Source organism: Streptomyces sp. NPDC002566, from assembly GCF_042889585.1.
Classification (GTDB): domain Bacteria; phylum Actinomycetota; class Actinomycetes; order Streptomycetales; family Streptomycetaceae; genus Streptomyces.
The window spans coordinates 13,291-32,523 of sequence record NZ_JBIARD010000008.1 but is presented as its reverse complement, the minus strand read 5'-3'; the positions used below and the strand labels follow the sequence as shown (position 1 = coordinate 32,523).

Genomic DNA, 19,233 nt, shown 5'->3' with positions numbered 1-19,233 from the left:
ACTCGGCGGCGGCCGGCCCGTGTCAGGACCCGCCGCCACCGTCACGCCCCTTCTCCGCCCGCCGCCTGCGCTGCTCCCGCTGCTCCTCCCAGCGGCGCAGCAGCTCCTTGCCGCGTCGCCGCGCCGCGACATCGCCCGTCACCGCCGAGATCAGCGGGGCGGTGCGCCGACGGGCCAGCAGCAGCCGCTGGTTGACGACCGGTTCGGGACGCCAGTGGTGCTTGTACGGCTCGTTGCCGCGCAGCAGGCTCAGCGTGCCGCGCCCGCCGCCGCGGGTGTGCTCGGAGCACGCGTCCAGCAGCATCACCGCCACGTCCGCCTTGCACTCGCGCAACCGGGGGTGCGCGCCGTAGAGATAGCCGCCCGCCAGGCGGCGTGACAGCAGGGTCAGGTCGACGGCCACCACGTCGTCGTCGAGCCGGAACTCGGTGACCACCGCGTCCCCCGAGCGCACCATCGGCCCGACCGAGCGCACCAGATGCTCGCGGAACCGCGACTGGAGGTGCTCGCCCGTCACCTTGCGCCCCTGCCACTGCAGCCGGTGCAGGTCCAGCAGACGCCGTACCGCCGGCTCGACGCCGTCGGCGCGCACCACCCGGCGTTCGACGCCGAGCGCGGTCAGCTTGCGCAGCTTGGCCCGCACCCGCTGCTGGGCCTTCGCCGACGGCAGCCGGGCCACCAGCTCGTCCATCGCGACGGCCGGCAGCTCCAGGCACACCGAGTCGCTCACCCGCCGCCGGGGCCCGCGCCAGCGCTCGTACACCTGCTCCACCGCGCCGCCCGGCCGCACCTCGCGGAAGTCGATCAGCGCGGTGCGGGCGGCCGCCGACAGTCCCTCGGTGAGCGCCTCCACGGCCGTCTCGCCGCGCTCGTCGTCGACCAGCACGTCCCCGTAGTCGGAGATCGCCCCGCCGAGCGGCACGAGCGTGGGCAGCGGGCGGCGCACCGCCATCAGCGGGGCCACGGCGAGGAGTTCGCCGCCCGCGTCGCGCACGGCCAGCACCCGCAGCCGGCCGCGCCTGCCGTACGACAGCCACCACGAGTGCAGCCAGGCGTGGCTCTGGAAGGGGGTGGCCGCGGCGCACCTCCCGTACAGCTCGCCCCAGGCGGGGGCGAGGGCCGCGAACGCCTTCTCGTCGGTGACGACCTGTGTCGTGTACGCCGGTTTCACAGCGCTCCGCGGGTGTCGCCGGCGAGCGCGGGACCGGGCACCGCGGCCGGGCGGCCGGGCTCCTCCCGGTCCGCTTCCACGTCGTCCGCGCGTTTCCGCTTCGGCCGCACCAGCAGCGCCAGCCCGCCGAGCAGCCCGCCCGCGCTCGCCCCGACCAGGGCGGTCACCGTCGGGGACGCCGAGGACGGCTCGGTCGGCTTGACGGCGCGCGCGAACTGCTGGAGTTCGACGTTGGTGGCGGCCACCGAGTCCTTCGCGTGCCGGGTCATCGCCCGCGACACCGCGTTGGCCATGTCGGCGGCCTGGTCGGGGCGGGAGGAGGTCGCGGTGATCGCGACCATCGGCGCGTCCGGCGAGGTCGCCGTCTGCACGCTGTCGCGCAGCGTCCGCGCCGGCACCCCCGCCCAGACCTGGGCGTCCCCGAGCACCGCGAGCTGGGTGGCGACCCGGCCGTAGGCCTGGGCGAAGCCCAGCGCGGACGCCGGGTCCGACTTCGCGGTGGGGACGGCGACGACATAGGCGGTGGCCGTGTACACGGGCGGCTTCAGGGCGCCGTACGCCCCGCCGGCCAGGCCGCCCGCGAGGGCGCCCACGGCGAGCAGGGACCAGGGCGGAAGCGCCCTGGAGCGGCGCGTGGCGGCGCCGGCCGGGCGGGTCGGGCGGACGGAGTTCTCGGTCATGCGGAAGTGACTCCCTGAGAAGAAGGGGACGACGGGGACGACAGGGGCTTGCGGGACAGGGCGGCCGCGTACACGTCCATGAGGAGGGCGGCGCTGCGGGTGATGTCGTAGTGGCGGGCGGCCTCGGCGACCGTGCGCGGGCGCGGGCCCCGGGCGTGCGCCTCGGCCAGCGCCCGCGTGAACGCCCGCTGCCCGCCGGTGACGCGCCGGGCGTCGGGCGCGCTGCGCGCGGGCAGGTCCTCCAGCGCGGGGCACGAGGCGTACACCGCGGGCAGTCCCGACGCGAGGCCCTCGACGACCGCCAGGCCGAACGCCTCCTCCGGCGACGGGGCGGCGAGCACGTCCATCGCGCAGGTGAGGGACGCCAGGTCGGGGCCGGGGCCGCCGTCGGGGGCGTAGGGACGCTCGCCGGCGAACAGGACGCGGCCGGCGACGCCGCACTCGTGCGCGGTGCGGCGCAGCGCGCCTTCCTCGGGGCCGCCGCCGACCAGCAACAGGCGTACGTGGGACGGGAGTTCGACGAGTGCGCGGATGGCGACGTCGAAGCGCTTGCCCGGGTGGAGCCGGCCGACGCAGCCGACGACGTAGGCGTGGTCCGGCAGGCCGAGGTGGCGCCGGGTGCGGTGGCGGCGGCCCGGGTCGAAGCGGAACCGGGCCAGGTCGATGCCGTTGGGGACGACGCCGACGCGGGCCGGCGGGACGCCCCAGCGGTGCAGGCGGCCGGCGACCGTGGGGGAGACGGCGACCGTGGCGTGGCCGAGGCGCTCCCCGGCGAGGTAGAGCGCGCGGACGCCCCGGGTGAGCGGACGGCCCTCCATCTGCGAGTCGCCCAGGGAGTGTTCGGTGGCGACGACGGCGCGCACGCCCGCGAGCCGCGCCGCGAGACGGCCGTACAGACAGGCCCGGTACAGGTGGGTGTGGACGAGGTCGTAGCCGCCGGAGCGGACGAGGCGGGCCAGGCGGGGCAGGGCGGCCAGGTCGCGGTTGCCGGTCATGCCGAGGTGGACGACGCGCACGCCGTCCGCGGTCAGCCCCTCGGCCACCGCCCCCGGGTTGGTCAGCGTCACGACGTCGCAGTCGACGGGCAAGTGCCGCAGCAGCAGCCGAAGTTGCTGCTCGGCCCCGCCGACGCCGAGCCCCGTGATGATGTGCAGGGCCTTCACCGCAGCCCCTCCACGGGACGCCGGCGCAGCCGGTGCAGCCGGTACTTCAGGAACAGCCGGGCGGAGGTATCGTTCTGCCCGACGTGCACCCGGGGCAGGGCGTGCACCCCGTTCAGCGGACCCGGGTCGATCGCGCACGCGTACGCGTACCCCGCCTCGCGCACGGCGTCCACGGCCCGCCGGTCGACGATGCCGTACGGGTAGCAGAAGCCGTCGACGTCGACGCCGAGCAGCTCGGCCAGCGCGATCCGGCTCTCCACGGTCTCCGAGGCCAGCGTGGGGTCGTCGGCCTTCGTCAGGTCGAGGTGGACCAGTCCGTGCGAGCCGATCTCGACGCCCTCGGCGGCGGCCTCCCGGATGCCGTCGGCGGTCAGCAGCGGCTTGCGCGGGCCCAGCGGGTCCCAGGCGTTGTCGCCGCCGTACCGGCCGGGCAGCACGAACAGGGTGGCCGTGCAGGAATGGCGGCGCAGCACGGGCAGGGCGCCGGTGAGGAAGTCGGCGTATCCGTCGTCGAAGGTGAGGCCGACCAGGTCGCGGCCCTCGCCGCGCGCGCGGGCGGCGAGCAGCTCGCGCACGGACACGCCCCTCAGGCCCCGCCGGGTCAGCCAGGCCAGCTGCCGGTCGAGGCGTTCGGGGGTGACCGTGATGCGGTAGGGGTCGTCGGAGCAGTCGCCCACGGAGTGGTACATCGCCACCCAGGGGGCCGGTCCTGGCGCCGGGGCCGGTCGTCGGGCGGTGTCAGCGGGAACGGACATGCGGGAGCCTTCGGGTCGCGGAACGGACGAAACGGAGTGCGGTGTCGACGCCCTGGGCGTTCAGGGCCCGGCCGACCAGCAGGAAGACGGCGGTGACGACGAGCGTTCCGGCGGCGAGCGCGGGTATCGCGCCGTCGATCCGGCTCGCGGTGAACGCCCCGGCGGGCGTGGCGAGCGCCGCCGCCCGCAGCGGGCGGCTCAGCTCGCCCAGCACGGGCCGGACGCGGATCGGCACACAGCGCGGGAGGCCGTGCCGCCCCGAGCGCAGCCCGGGCAGCGCGGCGGGCGCGCCGGCGAGCAGCACCAGGGCGGTGACGGTGATCCCGGCCGCGTTGGCGGCGGCGATCCCGTACACGCCCCAAGGGCCGACGGCGAGCACGCCGGACCAGGCGGTCACGACGATGCCGACGGCCATCGCGCCGAACGGGTACCAGGCGGCGCGGCCCGCCGAGAAGTACGAGCGGGCCAGCACGCCGACCATGGTCTGGCCGAGCAGCCCGAGCGCGTACACCCGCATCACACCGGCCGTGGCCGCCGTGTCCCGCGCGGTGAACGCGCCCCGCTGGAAGAGGACTTCGATGATCTGCGGTGCGCAGGCCACCACCACGGCCGTGCCCAGCAGGACCACGCAGACGGCCAGCGCCAGATCGCGCTCCACCCGGTCCCGGGCCCGTTCGACGTCCCCCTCGGCCAGCGCCCGCGCGACCACCGGATAGGTGACCGTGCACAGCATCACCGACAGGATCATCGGCATCTGGGCCACTTTCTGGGCGTAGTTGAGATGCGAGATCGCCCCGGACGGCAGATGCGAGGCGAGGAACCGCTCGACCAGGACCTGCGACTGGCGGCACAGCGCGAACAGCAGCACGGTCGCCACGACGGCCCCGCCGAGCGCCCGCGGCTCCTCACCGCCCCCACCGGCGGGCCCGGACGCGCCCCTCTTCCGTAACTGCTTGATGAGGGACGGCAGTTGTACGGCGACCATCAGGAACCCGCCGGCCGCCACCCCGGCCGCCGCCGACCGCACCCCCCAGCTCCCGCCGAGGACGAACATCCCCGTGACGATGCCGACGTTGTACGCCACGTAGATCGCCGCGGGCGCCACGAACCGCCGGTGCGCGCGCAGGGCCGCGCTGCAGTACCCGGCGAGCCCGAAGCTCACCGCGCAGGTCGCCGTGAGCCGGGTGCAGTCGACGGCGAGCCCGGGGTCGGGCAGGCCGGGGGCGAGCAGCTCGACCAACTGCGGTGCCAGGCCCACGAGAAGGGCGCCGACGGCGACGAAGGCGAGCGACAGCCGCGGCAGCGTCCCGGCGACCAGGGCGCGCACCGGGTCGCCCGGCGCGCCCTCGGCCCGCCGGGCCAGCGCCACGCTGAACGCCGGGATCAGCGCGAACGCCAACCCGTCCTCGATGAGCAGCGTGGCCGCGAACTCGGGCACGGTCCACGCCACGAGGAACGCGTCCGTGTCCCGCCCCGCCCCGAACAGCCGCGCCAGCGCCTGGTCCCGCACCAGCCCGAGCAGCGCCCCGGCGACGGAGAGCACGGCGGTGACGAGAGCGGCTTTGGCGAGGAAACGCCGGGACGCCGGGGGGAGTTCGGGCTCGGACCCGCTGTCCTCGGTGGATGAGGCGGCCTCGGGCGGCTTCTCGGGGCGCGGGTCGGCCCGGGCGGCCGGCGGGGCGTCTTCCACGCGGGGCGTCGAGCCACCCGGCATGGTCGGGGCTGCGGTCGGGACGGCCGGTGGGGCGTTTTCCGCGCGCGGCGCCGGGCGACCCGGCATGGTCGGGGCTGCGGTCGTGACGGCCGGTGGGGCGTCTTCCGCGCGCGGCGCCGGGCGACCCGGCACTGTCGGGGCCGCGGTCGTGACGGCCGGTGGGGCGTCTTCCGCGCAGGGCGTCGAGCCACCCGGCACGGTCGGGACGGCTGGTGGGGCGTCTGCCGCGCGGGGCGTCGAGCCACCCGGCATGGTCGGGGCTGCGGTCGGGACGGCCGGTGGGGCGTCTTCCACGCGGGGCGCCGGGCGACCCGGCACGGTCGGGGCCGCGGTCGCCGCGCCCTCCTGCCCGGAGTGGTCGCCGTCGCCGTCCGGGCCGCCGCGGACGGTGAACGCGGTGGCGCCGCCGGCGGGGGAGCCGGCGGCTTCGGCCGCGCCGGGGCGCGGGCCCGGTGTTCTGGGAGGGGTCACCGTCATCGGGAGGGCGCCTCCTCGGGGGTGCCGGGCGCCGCCAGGGCCCACCAGGCGGCGAGGCCCAGACAGATCGCGGTCAGCACGGTGGAGGGGCCGCCGATGTCGGCGTACAGGAAGTCGGTCAGCTGCCAGATCAGCAGGCCGCAGGCGACCAGCGCGCAGTCGAGACCGGGCGAGCCGAGCCGGCGCACCCGGAACAGTCCGTGCAGCGCGCAGCCCAGCAGGGCGAGCCAGCTGCCGGCGAGGGCGAGCAGTCCGACGAGCCCCTGCTCGCCGAGGACCAGCAGATACATGTTGTGCGGGGACAGCAGCGGCTGCCTGACGAAGCCCGACCCGGCGCCGGCGGTGTCGCTGCCGGCGGACAGCGCCAGCGAGGCGTGCGCGTCCCGGTGCTCGGGGAAGCCCTTCAACCCCACGCCGGTCACCGGCTGTTCACGCCACATGCCGAGCGCCGCCGCCCACATGGTGTACCGGTCGGTGACCGACTGGTCGGGGGCGTCCGCGACCTGCGTGATGCTGCCGACGCGCTCCTGGAGCATCGCCGAGCCGACCCCGAAGCCGCCCACCAGCACCACGCCCAGCGCCGCCGCCACCGCGGCCGCCTTCAGCGCCCGCCGCAACCCGGCCAGTACCAGCTGCGCCGAGCAGGCCACCGCGGTCGCGATCCAGGCGCCCCGGCTGAACGACAGCGCGAGCGGCGCCAGCAGGGCGAGCGCGGACAGGCCGGCGACGGTCCGCTGCCGCGCGGTGCCCTGCCCGAGTGCCAGCCCCACCGCGCAGACCAGCCCGAAGGACACCACCGTCGCCATGCCCATCACGTCCTGGGGGCCGAAGGTGCCGACCGCGCGGATGTCCTCGCCCTGGTAGGAGGCGCCGGTGCCGGTGACGAACTGGTGCACGCCGACCGTCCCCTGCCACCCCGCCAGCCCCACGAACGACCAGGCCAGCAGCCGGAAGTCGGGCCGGTCGCGGATCAGCAGCAGCACGGCGGCGGGCACGATCACGAAGACCTGGAGGTAGCGGCCGAGGCCGGCGACCCCCGCCCCCGCCGAGCCCGCTCCCATCGCGGCGAGCGCCAGTCCGGCCACCGGCAGTCCGAGGACCACCGCCGCCGTACGGGACAGGGGGCGCCGCCGCTGCCGCAGCAGCCGGACCGCGCAGAACAGCACCACGAGCGCGGAGAGCGCGTCCGCCGGCCCGGCCCCGCCCTCACCGCCGGGGGAGACCGGCAGCGCGAGCAGGGCGACCACGGCGACGACGGGCAGCACCGGCGACAGGTTCCGCAGGAGCGGCGGCAGCAGGGCGTGACTCATCGGAGGGCTCAGCTCCCGGTCGGTCGCACGAGGGCGGCCGCGGTGCGCAGCAGGATGCAGACGTCCTGCCACAGCGACCAGTTGTCGATGTACGCGTTGTCGAAGCGGGCCCGGTCCTCGATGGAGGTGTCACCGCGCAGCCCGTGCACCTGGGCGAGCCCGGTGATGCCGACCCGCATCCGGTGCCGGGACGCGTATCCGGGATAGGTCTGGCTGAACTGCCGTACGAAGTAGGGCCGTTCCGGCCTCGGACCGACCAGGCTCATGTCACCGCACAGGACGTTCCACAGCTGGAGCAGCTCGTCCAGCGAACTCCGCCGCAGGAAGCGGCAGAAGCGGCTCATCTGCTGGTCGTCCGCCACGCTCCAGCGGGTCGCCGACTCGCGTGCGTCGGCCGGCCGGTGGGTGCGGAACTTCAGCAGGGTGAACGGCCGCCCGCCCCTGCCGACGCGCTCCTGCCGGAACACCACGCCCGGCCCGCTGGTCAGCCGCAGCACCAGCGCGAACAGCAGCAGCAGCGGGCTGATCGCGAGCAGCAGCGTCCCGGAGACGACGATGTCCAGCAGCCGCTTGGCACGGCTGTCCGGGTAGCCGACGCCCATGTCGAGGCGACGGCAGGCGAATCCGGCGAGCTGCTCACGGCTCGCGTACGAAGGGCTGTCCGCGTCGAGCTCCCACACCGTGCAGCCCGACTCGGCCAGCGCCCGCAGCAGCGGGCCCTGAGTGGAGCGCACCGCGGGGTCCACGCACAGGACGTCGCGGACGCCGTTCTGGATGAGCGCCCGCTGCACCTCCTGGCCGGTGGTCAGCACGGGAAGCCCGTCGGCGCCGTCGTGGTGGTGGCGGGCGACGATGCCGACGGGTTCGATGCCGTACCGCGGCAGCCGCAGTATGGCCTCGGCCACGCGCCGAGCCGTCGGCACCGGGCCGACGACGAGCGCCGCGTGCGGCCGGCGCACCATCGCCCTGCGGCGCCGCTGGTGGACGAGGGCCCGCCCGGCGCAGCAGACCAGGGCCTGGACGGCGGACCCGATGAGAAGGGTGCGCCAGGAGAGCGCGTGGGCCGGCGTGGACGCGGCGACGAGCGCCGCGAGCGTCAGCCAGGCCATCGCGATCCGGCCGCACACCGAGGGCAGTTCGTCCAGCACCCCGTGCACGGGGCGCGGCCGGTGCGTGCGCAGCAGCAGCGTGGTCGTGACCAGCGCGGCGAGCAGCAGCGGCTGCTGTCCGGCCCCGGCCAGGACCGGTACGCCCGCCAGCGCGCCGAGGCCGTCGGCCAGCAGGAGGGGAAGAGGGGAGGCGGCCCGCGCCGGGGGCCGCCGGACAGGGAATCGGAATCCGGCTTGGTCGTCGTGCCGCGGGATGACCGCGACGGGTGAGAATCCTGGCTGCGTTCCGGGCGTGGAGAAGGTGCTTTCCGCAGTCACGAGTGGATTGACTCCCTGCGCTCGTTGGAGATGTCGTCGGTGGACCGCCCGGCGGGCGGCTCGGCGGTGGGGCGCGCGGTGGTGGGTGGTGCGGCGGTGGGGCGCTCGGCGGGGGTGCCGGCCGACGGGATGTCGGCTGACGCAGCGGGGTCGGGCGGTTCTGGCGCTTGAGATGGGTGCGGCGCTCGGGAAGGACCGGAGGGATCGGACGGCTCGCAGGGATCGGACGGCTCGGAGGGATCGGTGGACGGGGAGTGGTCGGTGAGGCCGGTCGGTCCATCGGGCCCGGCCGGTCCGGCGGGGTGTGCGTCAGACGGGAGTCGGGTGGCGCACGGCGCGAACGGCCGTGTCCCGATGAGCAGTTCGCGGTACAGGTCCGAGACCGCGGCCGCGGTACGCCGTACGTCGTGCGCGTCGACGACGTGCCGGCGCCCCTCGTGGCCGAGGGACTCGCGCAGCAGCGGGTCGAGCAGCAGGTGGACGACCGCCCCGGCCAGCGCCGCCGGGTCGTCGGGCGGGACCACGCAGCGGGGCGCGAGCGCGGACGGCATGCTCTCCCGGGCGCCGTCCACGTCGGTCACCACCACGGGCCGCCCGCAGGCCAGCGCCTCCAGCGGGGCCAGCGCCATGCCCTCCCAGCGGGACGGCAGGACGACCAGGTCGGCGGCCTGGTACCAGGGCACGGCGTCGGCCACCGAGCCCGCGAACACCACCGACTCCGGTGCGCGAGAGCGCAGTTCCTCGCCGTCCGGACCGTCGCCGACCAGCGCGAGCCGGGCGCCGGGCAGCCGGCGCAGCACGGCGTCCCACGCCCGCAGGAGCACGTCCTGCCCCTTCTGCCGGCACAGCCGTCCCACGCACACCACCAGCGGCGCGGCCGGGTCGGCGTCCGGCAGCAGCGCGGCGCGCACGGTGTCCACCGGGGCCGGATGGAAGCGGTCCAGATCGATGCCGTTCGGTACGACGCTCCAGCGCCCGGCGATCCCGGCCCGCCGGCCCGTCGTACGCTCCGCCTCGCTCACGCACACCAGCCGGTGGGCCCAGCGTGCCCCCAGCCGCTCCCAGCGCAGGGCCAGGGCGGCGGTGGAGCCGCCGACCGCCTCGAAGGACCAGGCGTGCGGCTGGAACACGGTCGGGACGCGCCCCCGCACCGCGAGCCGCCCGGCCAGCCCGGCCTTGGCGCTGTGCGCGTGGACCAGGTCGGGCCGTACCGCCGTCAGCATCCGCCCGAGCCGCCGGACCTCGCCGGGGAGCGAGGGGCCCGGCGCCCGCGTCGCCTCCCACCGCCGTACGTCCGCGCCGAGAGACCTGAGGTCCCGGGCGAGGCCGCTCTCGGGACACGCGACGGTGACGCTCATCCCGGCGGCGAGCTGAGCCCGCGCCAGATCCGTCACCACGCGGGCGACTCCGCCGTCCACTGGTTGGGTGAGGTGCAGGACCCGCGGTGCGAAGTCGGGTTCTGGCTGATGCATCGCGCGGTTTCCTCGCTCACAGGCCGACGCCGGGGTACGGGCGAAAAAACGAGCTGGAAGGCCCGCTGGTCACCGCCTTTCTCGAAACCCGCGCGCGGTATCGAACAGGGCCGATCGGGTGCCGAGGGGTGGTCGTGCGCCGGAACGCGCGCCTCCGCGGACGGCCCGGCGCGCTGAGCGTGGGGTTCGCCGGAGCGGTCGCCGGAATGGAAACGTCCGTTAACGCGCCGGCGGCCGGAAGGGCGCGGTGAATCACCCGAACGGCCGCACGTACGCACGTTCGATCGTCAAGCCCGTGCCTCTCTTGGTTCACCCCAACGGCGGCACAACTCCAGGGCGTGTCACGCGTTGACAGAGGGTCGGGCATCCCCGCCCGGGTGTTGTGATCGAAACCCCAAGGAGCACTTCTCCATGTCGCGTATCGCTAAGGGCCTGGCCCTGACCTCCGTTGCCGCCGCGGCTGTCGCCGGCGCCTCAGGGATCGCCGTCGCCGACAGCGGCGCGAACGCCGTCGCCGAGCACTCCCCGGGTGTGCTGTCGGGCAACGTCATCCAGGTCGCCCCCCACATCCCGCTCAACCTCTGCGGCAACACCATCGACGCCGGCGGCCTGCTGAACCCGGCGTTCGGCAACACCTGCGTCAACAGCGACTGACGTCACCTCGCTCGAGGTCGTCCTCGACGTGGTCGTCTGCGGCCGCCCTTCCGTCGGAAGGGCGGCCGTTCGTGTTGCCGGGCCGCTCTCGTCGACACGAACGGCGATCGACCTGTTGCGGAGTGTGACCGCCCCTCCCACCGTGGAGGTGCGCCCCGACGCACTTCGAAAGGAACCCCCTCATGCGTGGTCTGCCCCCCGTACGGCGTATCGCGTCCTGCGCGCTCTGCGCCGCCCTCGTTCTCGGCATCGCCGCTCCCACCGCCCTCGCGGTGGACGGGGAAGCGACCCGTGAGCCCACCGTCGCGGCGCCCGCCGCCCCCGGCGTCGACGTGCTGCTCCGCCGGCTCGACGGCCTGAGCTCGCTGGGGGCCGTGCTCACGCCGGTCACCGGTCTGCTCACCTCCGCACTGCCCTCCGAGCAGCGCCCGATGACACCTGATCAGGTCAAGCAACTGAGTGACGCGGTGCGGCAGGCGCTCGACATGATCTCGGTGGTGAGCGACGGGACGACGTCGGCGACGACATCGACATTCACGTCGGGATCGGCATCGACGTCGACGTCCACGTCGGTCGTGTCGGGGGGCGGCGCGGTGACGTCCTCCGTCGTGACGTCGTCAGGGGGCGCGGCCGCCGGCACGCCGACCGCCGACGCGTCGTCCGTCGGCATGGCGACACCCGCGACGGGGACGGCCACTGCCGCGGTTCCCGGCCCGGCGGCCGGGCCCGCCGCCGTGCCGCCCGCCGACGCGCGGCGCGCTGTCACACCGAGCGGCGACCCCTCGGCGGCGACGGCGGGGGCACGGCACAGGGCCGCCGACAGCAGGGCCGACGCGCTGGCCGAGCTGCGGGCGGCGCTCGACGCGCTGCTGGCCGTGGTGACCGGTGGTGACGTGGCCGAGATCGTGTCGGCGGCCACGGACGTGGTGAGCGGCCTGCTCGACCTGGTCACGGCCACCCTGCTCGACGACGAGCCCGTCGCCCCGACCGCGGCCGGCCTGGCGCAGCCGCCCGCCTTCCCGGCGGAGCCCCAGGCCGCCACCGAAGCGACCCCGGCCACCACTCCCACCGAAGGTGCCACTGCCACCGGTGCGGTGACGCCGCCCGCGCCGCCCGCGCCGCCCGCCCTCCCGGCGGCCCCGCTCCTGCCGGCCGTCCCACCCGCGCGCCCGACGGAGGGACTGCCCCCCAGGTGACGCCCGCCCGCACCCCCTCCACGGTGCGGGCAATTTACCCGGACGGGGTTTCCGCACGCCGTAGGGATCGTTAGGCAGGGCGTCACATTCCTCCTGGTGACTGAAGTCGCCGCAGAAAGGAACCCGATGAAGTCCCTGAAGGCTGCCGCTGTCGTTGCCGGGTCGATGGTGATCGCCGGCGCCGCCGCCCCGGCGTTCGCCCACAGCACCGCCGACCTCACGCCCTCCAGCCTCAACGGCGCCGTGAACACGCTCACCAAGGGCCCCGTCGACGTGATGCCGCTGCAGCACCAGTCGAACGCGCTCAACACCGAGAACAAGGGTTCCGCGCTCCACGCCGTCAAGGAGGCCACCGGCGCCCTCAACAGCACCCCGCTCCTCGGCGGACTGCCGCTGCAGGGCTGACCCGCCCGCGCAGAGGCTTCCGAAGGGCCGATCCCGTGACGTACGACGGCGTACGGGACCGGCCCTCGCCGCTGTTCGAGCCGAGTGCCGCACGCGTCCCCCCGTTCGTGTGGAGCACCCGTCCGGCGTCCTCCGCGCGGGTGAGAACCCGTCAGGTCGTAGGCGCCCGCGCCTATATGGTCGCGCGATGACCTCAACCCCCAGCGCCACCCGTGCCGCCGACCTGGGCACCCTCGTCGTCGTCCCGTGGAGCGGCGAGGCCCCCGACGGCGGCGACATGCCGTACCTCCTCGCGTACTCCCTCGGGGACGCCGCCGACGGCCCCGAAGCGTCCACCGCCGCCATCGAGCACCTGCTGACCGAGAACAAGCTGCCCGTCGGCGGGGACCTCGTCGACGGCATGGCCAAGCCCAGCCTGCCGGTCAGCCTGCTCGTGGAGTCGGGCGCGGCCGTCCTCACCCTGGGGGGCCTCACCGCGCAGTGCGTGCCCCCGGCCGAGTGGCTCGCCGCCGCCGAAGCACGCGGCTACGCCTACCTCGTCGTCACCACCCGCCCCTGGCCCGAGGCCGCCCCCGGCACGTACATCGCGCCCGAGGCGCTGGCGGCGTTCGCTGGCGCCGAGGAGACCCTCACGGCGGCGGCGCACGTCATCCTGCCCGCGCGCCGCCTGCGGAGCTGAAGCCGCCGCGCCGATCCGTGCGCCTCGTCGAGCGGGCCCGGACGGCCTCCGTCCGGGCCCTGCCCGTGTCCGCGTCCCTCCTCCGGCCCTGCCCGCCGCCGTTCTACGTGACCCCGCGGCCCGTCGGCCGGTTAGCGCTGTGGACAACCGAACCGGACGAGGAGCAGGCCATGGTCAGCGTCGACGGAGTACCCGTGACGGCAGCGCCGGTGGGCGCGACAGGACCCGCGGCACGCGGCAGAGCACGGCGGGACGTGGTGCGCGGGCTGCTCGGCGCGGCGGCGGCGCTCGCGCTCGCCCCGGTGGTCGCCGCCTCCCGGCCCGCACCCGGAACCGGCCTTCCCGGGCCGGACACGGACACCTTCTTCGACGAGACCTACCGGGGCCGGCGCCTGCAGGGCGTCCTCATGTCGTCGGGCCGCGCCGTCGGCGGCGAGCGCTGGAGCGTCACCGTCGACGGCCGCCCGCTGCACCTGATGCGCCGCGCCGACGGCACCTGGCTGAGCATGGTCGACCACTATGCCTCGTACGCCACCCCGCTGGAGGCGGCCCGTGCCGCGGTCGACGAGCTGGGCCCCGGGGAGAAGCTCCGCGACACCGGTACCGCAGCAGGGCACATCCACAGGGGGGAACACCATGGCGTACACCCGTAAGAACGTCAGCGCGCTCACCGCCGCCGAGCGCAGACGTTTCGTCAAGGCGCTGCTGGAGGTCAAACGACGCGGCGAGTACGACGAGTTCGTGCGGACGCACATCGAGTACTACGTCTCCGACGGCGAGGGCGGTCTGCGGACGGCCCACATGGCGCCCTCGTTCCTGCCCTGGCACCGGCAGTTCCTGCTGGACCTGGAGAAGGCGCTGCGCCGGGTCGACTCCTCGGTGACCATCCCGTACTGGGACTGGACCCGGGACCGCTCCGCGACCTCCGCGCCCTGGACCGACGACCTGCTCGGCGGCAACGGGCGGCGCTCCGACCTCCAGGTGACGACCGGGCCGTTCGCGTACTCCACGGGCAACTGGACCATCAAGGACGGGGTGACCGACCGGCGGTTCCTCACCCGGGACCTGGGCCGCGCCCGCGACCCGATCGAGCTGCCCGGGAAGAGCGACCTGGACTGGGCGCTGGCCGACCCGGTCTACGACACCGCCCCGTGGGACTCCACGTCCCGCCGGGGCTTCCGCAACAAACTGGAGGGGTGGGGGAGCGGCGGCGGCAGCGCCGCCTGGCGCAACCACAACCGCGTGCACCGCTGGGTCGGCGGGGTGATGGTGGGCGGCGCCTCCGTCAACGACCCCGTCTTCTGGCTGCACCACGCCTTCATCGACCTGCTCTGGACGCGCTGGCAGCGACGTCACCGCGAGCACCGCTACCTGCCCGCGGAGCCCCCCGCGTCGGGCAGCAAGCAGTACCGGCGGGTCGTCGCCCGGCACGAGAAGCTGCCTCCGTGGGACGTGACCCCGGACCGGCTGGAGGACGTGAGCCGGATCTACCGGTACGTCTGAGACGGCCGGCGTCCGTCGGCAGGTCCGTGTCCGGCGGGCCTCCGGTCGTACGCCGTCGGCGGTGCGGAAACGGGCGGAGCCCCGGCGCTCGAGGTGCCGGGGCTCCGTCGCGTGCTGCGCGCGGTACGGGGTGTCAGTTGCCGTAGCCGTGGCCGCCGTTGTCGTGGTGGTGGCCCTTGTCGCTGTCGTCCTTGTCCCGGTCCGAGTGGTGGCCGTCGACGTTGGCGCAGGTGTTGCCGAAGGCCGGGTTGAGCAGTCCGCCGGCGCCGACGGTGTTCCCGCAGGCGTTGATCGGGAGGTGGAGCACACCCTGGACGACGTTGCCGGACAGGAAGCCCGGCGAGCCCACGGCCGCGGCTTGCGCGCCCGCGTCCGCCATGGCCAGACCGGCGCCACCGGCCACCATGGCGCCGGTGCCAAGGGCGACTGCGGCCGCCTTCGCGATGCGAGACATCACGTTCTCCTTAAACTCACTCGGTTCACGCGACAGCAGGACCTGCCGCCGCACTCCCCGTTCAACGCCGTGCGCCCGGGCAGGTCACGGCGCGGCCGCACGGATCACCCGTTGCGAACAGCGGTGAGCCCGATGCCGTCAGCCGTGCTTGACGTGCTCGGTGACGAAGTCGGTGAGCGTGGCGATGGACTGGAGGCTGTCCAGGCTCAGGTCCAGCGCGGCGACGTCCACCCCGAAGCGGGTGTGGACCGCGCCCAGCAGGGTCACGCCGGCGAGCGAGGTGAGGCCGATCAGCGGCCCGAACAGCTCGGTGTCGGCGGGGAGCCGGTCGACCGCGGCGGGGTCGAGGCGGGCCGCCTCGGCGATCATCGAGCGGAGTTCCCGTTCCACCGTCGCCCGGTCCGGCGTCCGGTCCGTGGAGGAGGGGCTGTGGGCGTCCGTCACGCTGGTGCGTCCTTTCGGGGGGCCGGGGCGGGTTCCGGGTGCGTTCGGGTGGTGACGTGCAGCCAGGCGGGGGACTGCGGGAGGTCGCCGTGCAGGGCGCGGCCGAGGACGGCGACGGCGTCCGCCGGCGTCTGCCCGGGGTGCGGGTCGTCGTCGACGCGCCGCATGCCCGCCTGGCGGAGCAGCATCCGCATCTCCAGGTTGGCGTCGGTCGGCCGCAGGACGACCCGGAACTCCCGAGCGCCGGACTCCCGCGCCCGCTCCATCAGCCAGAACAGGAAGGCCGCGGCGGCGCCCCGTCCGGCGACCCGGCAGGACAGGGCGAGCAGCGGGACCGACCAGAGGCCCGGGCCGGTCCGGTCCACCAGAGCCGCGCCGATGATGCCGTACTCGCCGAAACGGTCGGCCATCCGGGCGGTGTACAGCTCGTGCCCCTCCTCGGAGGCCAGCGTGCTGAGCCGCCGCGGGCTGAGCCCCGAGGAGTTGAGGCGGTGGGTGCGGGCGGCGAGCTCCAGCGCGCGGGGCACCTCGTCGGGTTCGGCGACGCCGACGGTGAGCCGCATCCCGCACCAGCGCAGGAACTCCTCCCGGGTGCCCTGGAAACGCTCGCCCTCCGCCCGGCGGGTCTCCTCGGTGCGGTAACGGCGCACCCGTTCCCGCGACTCGGGGGTGACCTCCCTGCCCTCGAACGCCGCCAGCAGGGCGGGCACGTCCTCGGGCGCGAGGGTGCGCACCCCCGGCAGCAGCGCCTCCACCTCGGCGCGCTCGTACGGGGAGTCGTCGACGAGGACGAGGGCCTCGACCGCGATCCCCAGGTCCTTGGCGATCCTGCGCAGCGACTCGCTCTTGTCCTGCCAGGACACCTGCGGCGCGAGGAAACGGTCGCGCAGCTCCGGTACGGCGTTCAGCCGCTCCAGGACCGCGGGCGCGCTGCGGCTCGCGAGGCTGCTGAGCACCCCGTGGCCCGCCAGCGAATCGATCGCGGCTAGCATCCGGGGCCGGGGCACGGGCAGTTCATCGGTGGGCGCCTCGACCGCGATCTCGTCCCACAGGGTGCCGTCCAGGTCCCAGACGACGCACTTGATCGCGTCGGGGTCGTAGCCGCTCGCCCCGCTCATCGGGCGCTCTCCTCCGCGAGACGCAGCTTCATGGTCAGGGTGGCGGGGTCGAAGCCGAACTTGCGGTAGACGGTGCGCATCGGGACGTTGCCGACGTGGACACGCCCGACGACTTCCGTGATGCCGTTCGCCACGCAGAACTCCAGGCCCGCGGTGAGCAGCAGCTCGGCCACGTCGGCGCGGTTGTCGAGCGGGGCCACGGCGAGGGAGCGGAAGTTGGCGTAACGGTCGCCGGTCATCGCGTTCTGGTTGATGCTCACCCAGCACCAGCCGACCGCCGGCTCACCCGGCCGGTGGGCGACGATCATGCCCTCCTTCGACTTCTCCATGGCCCGGCCCAGCCGGGACGCCCAGCGTGCGGGGTCGTCGACGGCGTCCTCGCCGAAGGAGACGCGGGCGATCTCGGCCTCGAACTCGCCGATGGCGGGGAGGTCGCGCTCGTCGGCCTGACGGGTGAGGTAGGGCTGCGCCCGCTCGGCGAGGGCGGCGCGGGCCTCGGGGGCCGGGGGGTGCCAGGCGGGGCGGGGGGAGGCGGGTGTGGGCGTGGCGGTGGGGCTTGAGGCGGGGGCTGCGGCTCGGGTCGGGGCCGGGCCCTCGGCCGGGGGCTGCACGGTGGGAGCCGTCGCCGGGGACGCGGTGGGGGCCGCTGCCGGGGACGCGGTGGGGGCCGCTGCCGGTGTCTCCTCCTCCACGGAGACCAGGCGGCCCGGCCGGAACGGGCCCTTGCCGCACTGGGGGCAGCCGTCGGCGCGCAGGGCGGCGACGGAGGTCCAGCGGGCGCCGGGCCCGACGCGCAGCTCGGCGGCGCAGGCCACGCACGTGTACTCGCGCTGCCGGGTCCGCTTGTCGCCGGTGTAGAGGGGGCCGCCGTAGTCGCCCTGGCGGGAGGCGGTCGAGGTGGTGGTGAGCAGGTGCTGGAAGAAGCCGACCCCGCCGAGGATGCCGCTGCCCTCGTACTCGTTGAAGTTGCGGATGTAGCCGTTGGTGACCAGGCCGAGCGCCATGATCTCCCGCTGGACCTCCAGCATCTCGTCGGGGCTCTTGCCGCCGAAGGAGAAGAAGACGCTGTGCGCGGGGCCGGACCGCAGGCCCTCCACGGCGCGCGACAGGAACAGCCGGGCGCCCTCCGGGGTGTACGGCGGGTCGGTCATCGCCACGTCGAAACCGCCGTGCAGGTCGGCGGGCAGCGGCCGGCGCAGGTCGTGCTCGACGGTCTCGACACGGGTGCCGAGACCGGCGGACACCTTCTGGACGTAGGCCAGGATCTCGGGGGAGATGTCGACGACGGTCACCCGCTCGACGATCGGTCCGCCGAGGACGTCCCCCACCACGGCGACGGCCAGGGAGATCAGGTCGTCGTCGCCGATCAGCAGCAGCGAGCCGCCCGGCAGCGCGCCCGCCGTGAGCAGCGCGAGCACCCGGCGCACCTTGGTCTCGGGCGTGCAGTGGGACTGGTCGATCGCCATGTCCGCGGCCGGCCCGGTCTCCATGATCGCGCGCAGCCGCCGCACCGCCTCGTCCAGCACCTCCGGGACGACCAGCTCACGGCCGTCACAGGTGGTGCAGGTGGCGTCGAGGGTGAGGTCCATCCCGAGCCGGGCGACGAGGTCGAGGCCCGCCGGGGTGAGCCGCGAGGGGCGCTGCTCGGTCAGCAGGCCCCGGCGGCGCAGCTCGTTGCCGAGGGCGGCCACGATGGGCACGGGCAGGCCGGTCGCGCGGCTGATGTCCTTCGTGGAGGCGGGAGCCAGGCGGCGCAGGGCCCGCAGGACGGACCGCACTCCGGGCGGGCCCTCCTGCAGCCTGACGGCGTCCGCGACTTCCGTGAGCACTTGATCGACGGTCGTACTCCGACGGTGTCGAGGCGCGTTTTTCACAATGCTGCTCCGGGCGGGCTGTATGGAATCCAGATGTATCGAGTATACGGGCTGCCCACCGGCCTCTCCGACCGGTCGGCGAAACAGAAATGGGAGAAGGGAAACGTAAATGTTGCGAAATCAAATCCGATACTGCCCCGCAAGGCGAATCACGGGAATTTCCAAACGTATGCTCGTGGGGGAGTGAGCGAGCAATGGCACCGCCTACGCGCGAGCCGCGGAGCGCCCCGGATGCTAGGCTGGGCGACGCCGAGTGCCGGTAATCGGCCTCGCGACCTTCCGCTTAGGCCACACGGACCAGCGCAGATCTATATGAAAGGAGACGGGGGCGGCGGTTCGCCTTCCCTGATCCCCCATGACTGACACCGCCAACCTCGCCACCGAGGGCATAAACGTCGACGATTTGTGCTCGTACGCCGTCGACGTGTGGGTGAGCGACCACAGCATCCTGACCGACGAACAGCGCCTCCTCAAGGTGTTGCGCACGGCCGCCGAAAAGGGAAACGCGCAGGTTCTCGGAGAGGCCTCGCATGTTTTCCCGAATGGTGCGGTCACCGCTATTCTGCTGCTTTCCGCCTCGCATCTGAGCATTCACACCTGGCCGGAATTCAGCCTGGCCAACGTCGACCTGCTCGCCTACGGCCGCCTGAACGGCGAGCGGATGATGCAGAGCGTGGAACTCGGCCTCTCCCCGACGAAAATCAACGTGACGCGCATGCTGCGCGCGGTGCACTGAG

Annotated in this window: 18 protein-coding genes and 1 pseudogene; 7 read left to right on the top strand and 12 right to left on the bottom strand. The window is 74.6% G+C overall.

All coding sequences use genetic code 11. The features are described from left to right. Positions 1-22 precede the first annotated feature (22 nt). From ACFYXA_RS29075 to ACFYXA_RS29040, 8 genes and pseudogenes are all read right to left on the bottom strand, one after another. Positions 23-1,171 carry a GNAT family N-acetyltransferase gene (locus tag ACFYXA_RS29075; RefSeq protein WP_389038381.1) on the bottom strand — a complete coding sequence of 383 codons (1,149 nt, stop codon included), beginning with the start codon at positions 1,169-1,171 and terminating at the stop codon, positions 23-25. Next, positions 1,168-1,851, bottom strand: a complete 684-nt coding sequence (locus ACFYXA_RS29070) for a lipopolysaccharide biosynthesis protein (protein WP_352251919.1) — start codon at positions 1,849-1,851, stop codon at positions 1,168-1,170. The genes ACFYXA_RS29075 and ACFYXA_RS29070 overlap by 4 nt, the downstream gene beginning before the upstream one ends. Next, the gene (locus ACFYXA_RS29065) at positions 1,848-3,014 is read right to left on the bottom strand and encodes a glycosyltransferase (protein WP_389038377.1); all 1,167 of its coding nucleotides are present in this window, start codon (positions 3,012-3,014) and stop codon (positions 1,848-1,850) included. The genes ACFYXA_RS29070 and ACFYXA_RS29065 overlap by 4 nt, the downstream gene beginning before the upstream one ends. Next, positions 3,011-3,769 carry a polysaccharide deacetylase family protein gene (locus tag ACFYXA_RS29060; RefSeq protein WP_351090821.1) on the bottom strand — a complete coding sequence of 253 codons (759 nt, stop codon included), beginning with the start codon at positions 3,767-3,769 and terminating at the stop codon, positions 3,011-3,013. Before ACFYXA_RS29060 ends, ACFYXA_RS29065 begins: the two co-directional genes overlap by 4 nt. Continuing rightward, positions 3,753-5,549, bottom strand: coding sequence for a murein biosynthesis integral membrane protein MurJ (murJ, locus tag ACFYXA_RS29055; RefSeq protein WP_389038888.1), 1,797 nt, complete (start codon positions 5,547-5,549; stop codon positions 3,753-3,755). Before murJ ends, ACFYXA_RS29060 begins: the two co-directional genes overlap by 17 nt. A gap of 407 nt (positions 5,550-5,956) precedes the next feature. Then, positions 5,957-7,270 carry an O-antigen ligase family protein gene (locus tag ACFYXA_RS29050; protein ID WP_389038374.1) on the bottom strand — a complete coding sequence of 438 codons (1,314 nt, stop codon included), beginning with the start codon at positions 7,268-7,270 and terminating at the stop codon, positions 5,957-5,959. Positions 7,271-7,278: 8 nt separating this feature from the next. Then, on the bottom strand, positions 7,279-8,697 hold the full coding sequence (locus tag ACFYXA_RS29045; RefSeq protein ID WP_389038371.1) for an exopolysaccharide biosynthesis polyprenyl glycosylphosphotransferase: 1,419 nt from the start codon (positions 8,695-8,697) through the stop codon (positions 7,279-7,281). Between the two features lie 341 nt (positions 8,698-9,038). Beyond that, a pseudogene (locus ACFYXA_RS29040) lies at positions 9,039-10,169 on the bottom strand (glycosyltransferase); the annotation flags it as partial. Between the two features lie 411 nt (positions 10,170-10,580). Here ACFYXA_RS29040 and ACFYXA_RS29035 point away from each other — a divergent pair. The 6 genes from ACFYXA_RS29035 to ACFYXA_RS29010 all read left to right on the top strand — a co-directional run bounded on the left by ACFYXA_RS29035 (position 10,581) and on the right by ACFYXA_RS29010 (position 14,606). Beyond that, complete coding sequence (locus tag ACFYXA_RS29035) at positions 10,581-10,823, top strand: chaplin (RefSeq protein WP_130436708.1); 243 nt, start codon at positions 10,581-10,583, stop codon at positions 10,821-10,823. A 182-nt stretch (positions 10,824-11,005) separates the two neighbouring features. Next, positions 11,006-12,019 (top strand): hypothetical protein, encoded by a 1,014-nt coding sequence (locus ACFYXA_RS29030; protein WP_389038367.1) that lies wholly within the window; start codon positions 11,006-11,008, stop codon positions 12,017-12,019. A gap of 126 nt (positions 12,020-12,145) precedes the next feature. After that, entirely contained in the window at positions 12,146-12,424 is a 279-nt protein-coding gene (locus ACFYXA_RS29025; protein ID WP_352249020.1) for a hypothetical protein, read from the top strand. 187 nt (positions 12,425-12,611) lie between these two features. Further along, positions 12,612-13,103: a DUF5949 family protein gene (locus tag ACFYXA_RS29020; protein ID WP_352249022.1), complete on the top strand. Its 492-nt coding sequence runs from the start codon at positions 12,612-12,614 to the stop codon at positions 13,101-13,103. A 170-nt stretch (positions 13,104-13,273) separates the two neighbouring features. Continuing rightward, a complete protein-coding gene (locus ACFYXA_RS29015) occupies positions 13,274-13,756 on the top strand; it encodes a tyrosinase cofactor (protein ID WP_389038363.1) in 483 nt (160 codons plus the stop codon). Next, positions 13,740-14,606: a tyrosinase family protein gene (locus ACFYXA_RS29010; RefSeq protein WP_389038360.1), complete on the top strand. Its 867-nt coding sequence runs from the start codon at positions 13,740-13,742 to the stop codon at positions 14,604-14,606. Before ACFYXA_RS29015 ends, ACFYXA_RS29010 begins: the two co-directional genes overlap by 17 nt. 133 nt (positions 14,607-14,739) lie before the next feature. Here the strand turns inward: ACFYXA_RS29010 and ACFYXA_RS29005 are convergent, their stop codons facing one another. From ACFYXA_RS29005 to ACFYXA_RS28990, 4 genes are all read right to left on the bottom strand, one after another. Beyond that, positions 14,740-15,060: a chaplin gene (locus tag ACFYXA_RS29005; RefSeq protein ID WP_352249028.1), complete on the bottom strand. Its 321-nt coding sequence runs from the start codon at positions 15,058-15,060 to the stop codon at positions 14,740-14,742. A gap of 138 nt (positions 15,061-15,198) precedes the next feature. Further along, positions 15,199-15,504 (bottom strand): phosphopantetheine-binding protein, encoded by a 306-nt coding sequence (locus ACFYXA_RS29000; protein ID WP_352249030.1) that lies wholly within the window; start codon positions 15,502-15,504, stop codon positions 15,199-15,201. Continuing rightward, on the bottom strand, positions 15,501-16,622 hold the full coding sequence (locus ACFYXA_RS28995) for an HAD-IIIC family phosphatase (protein ID WP_352249032.1): 1,122 nt from the start codon (positions 16,620-16,622) through the stop codon (positions 15,501-15,503). Before ACFYXA_RS28995 ends, ACFYXA_RS29000 begins: the two co-directional genes overlap by 4 nt. Then, a complete protein-coding gene (locus ACFYXA_RS28990; protein ID WP_389038355.1) occupies positions 16,619-18,451 on the bottom strand; it encodes a GNAT family N-acetyltransferase in 1,833 nt (610 codons plus the stop codon). Before ACFYXA_RS28990 ends, ACFYXA_RS28995 begins: the two co-directional genes overlap by 4 nt. A 400-nt stretch (positions 18,452-18,851) precedes the next feature. On the opposite strand from ACFYXA_RS28990, the gene ACFYXA_RS28985 reads away from it, so the two are divergent. Further along, positions 18,852-19,232 carry an S-adenosylmethionine decarboxylase family protein gene (locus ACFYXA_RS28985; RefSeq protein ID WP_130436717.1) on the top strand — a complete coding sequence of 127 codons (381 nt, stop codon included), beginning with the start codon at positions 18,852-18,854 and terminating at the stop codon, positions 19,230-19,232. The last annotated feature ends 1 nt before the right edge of the window (position 19,233 follow it).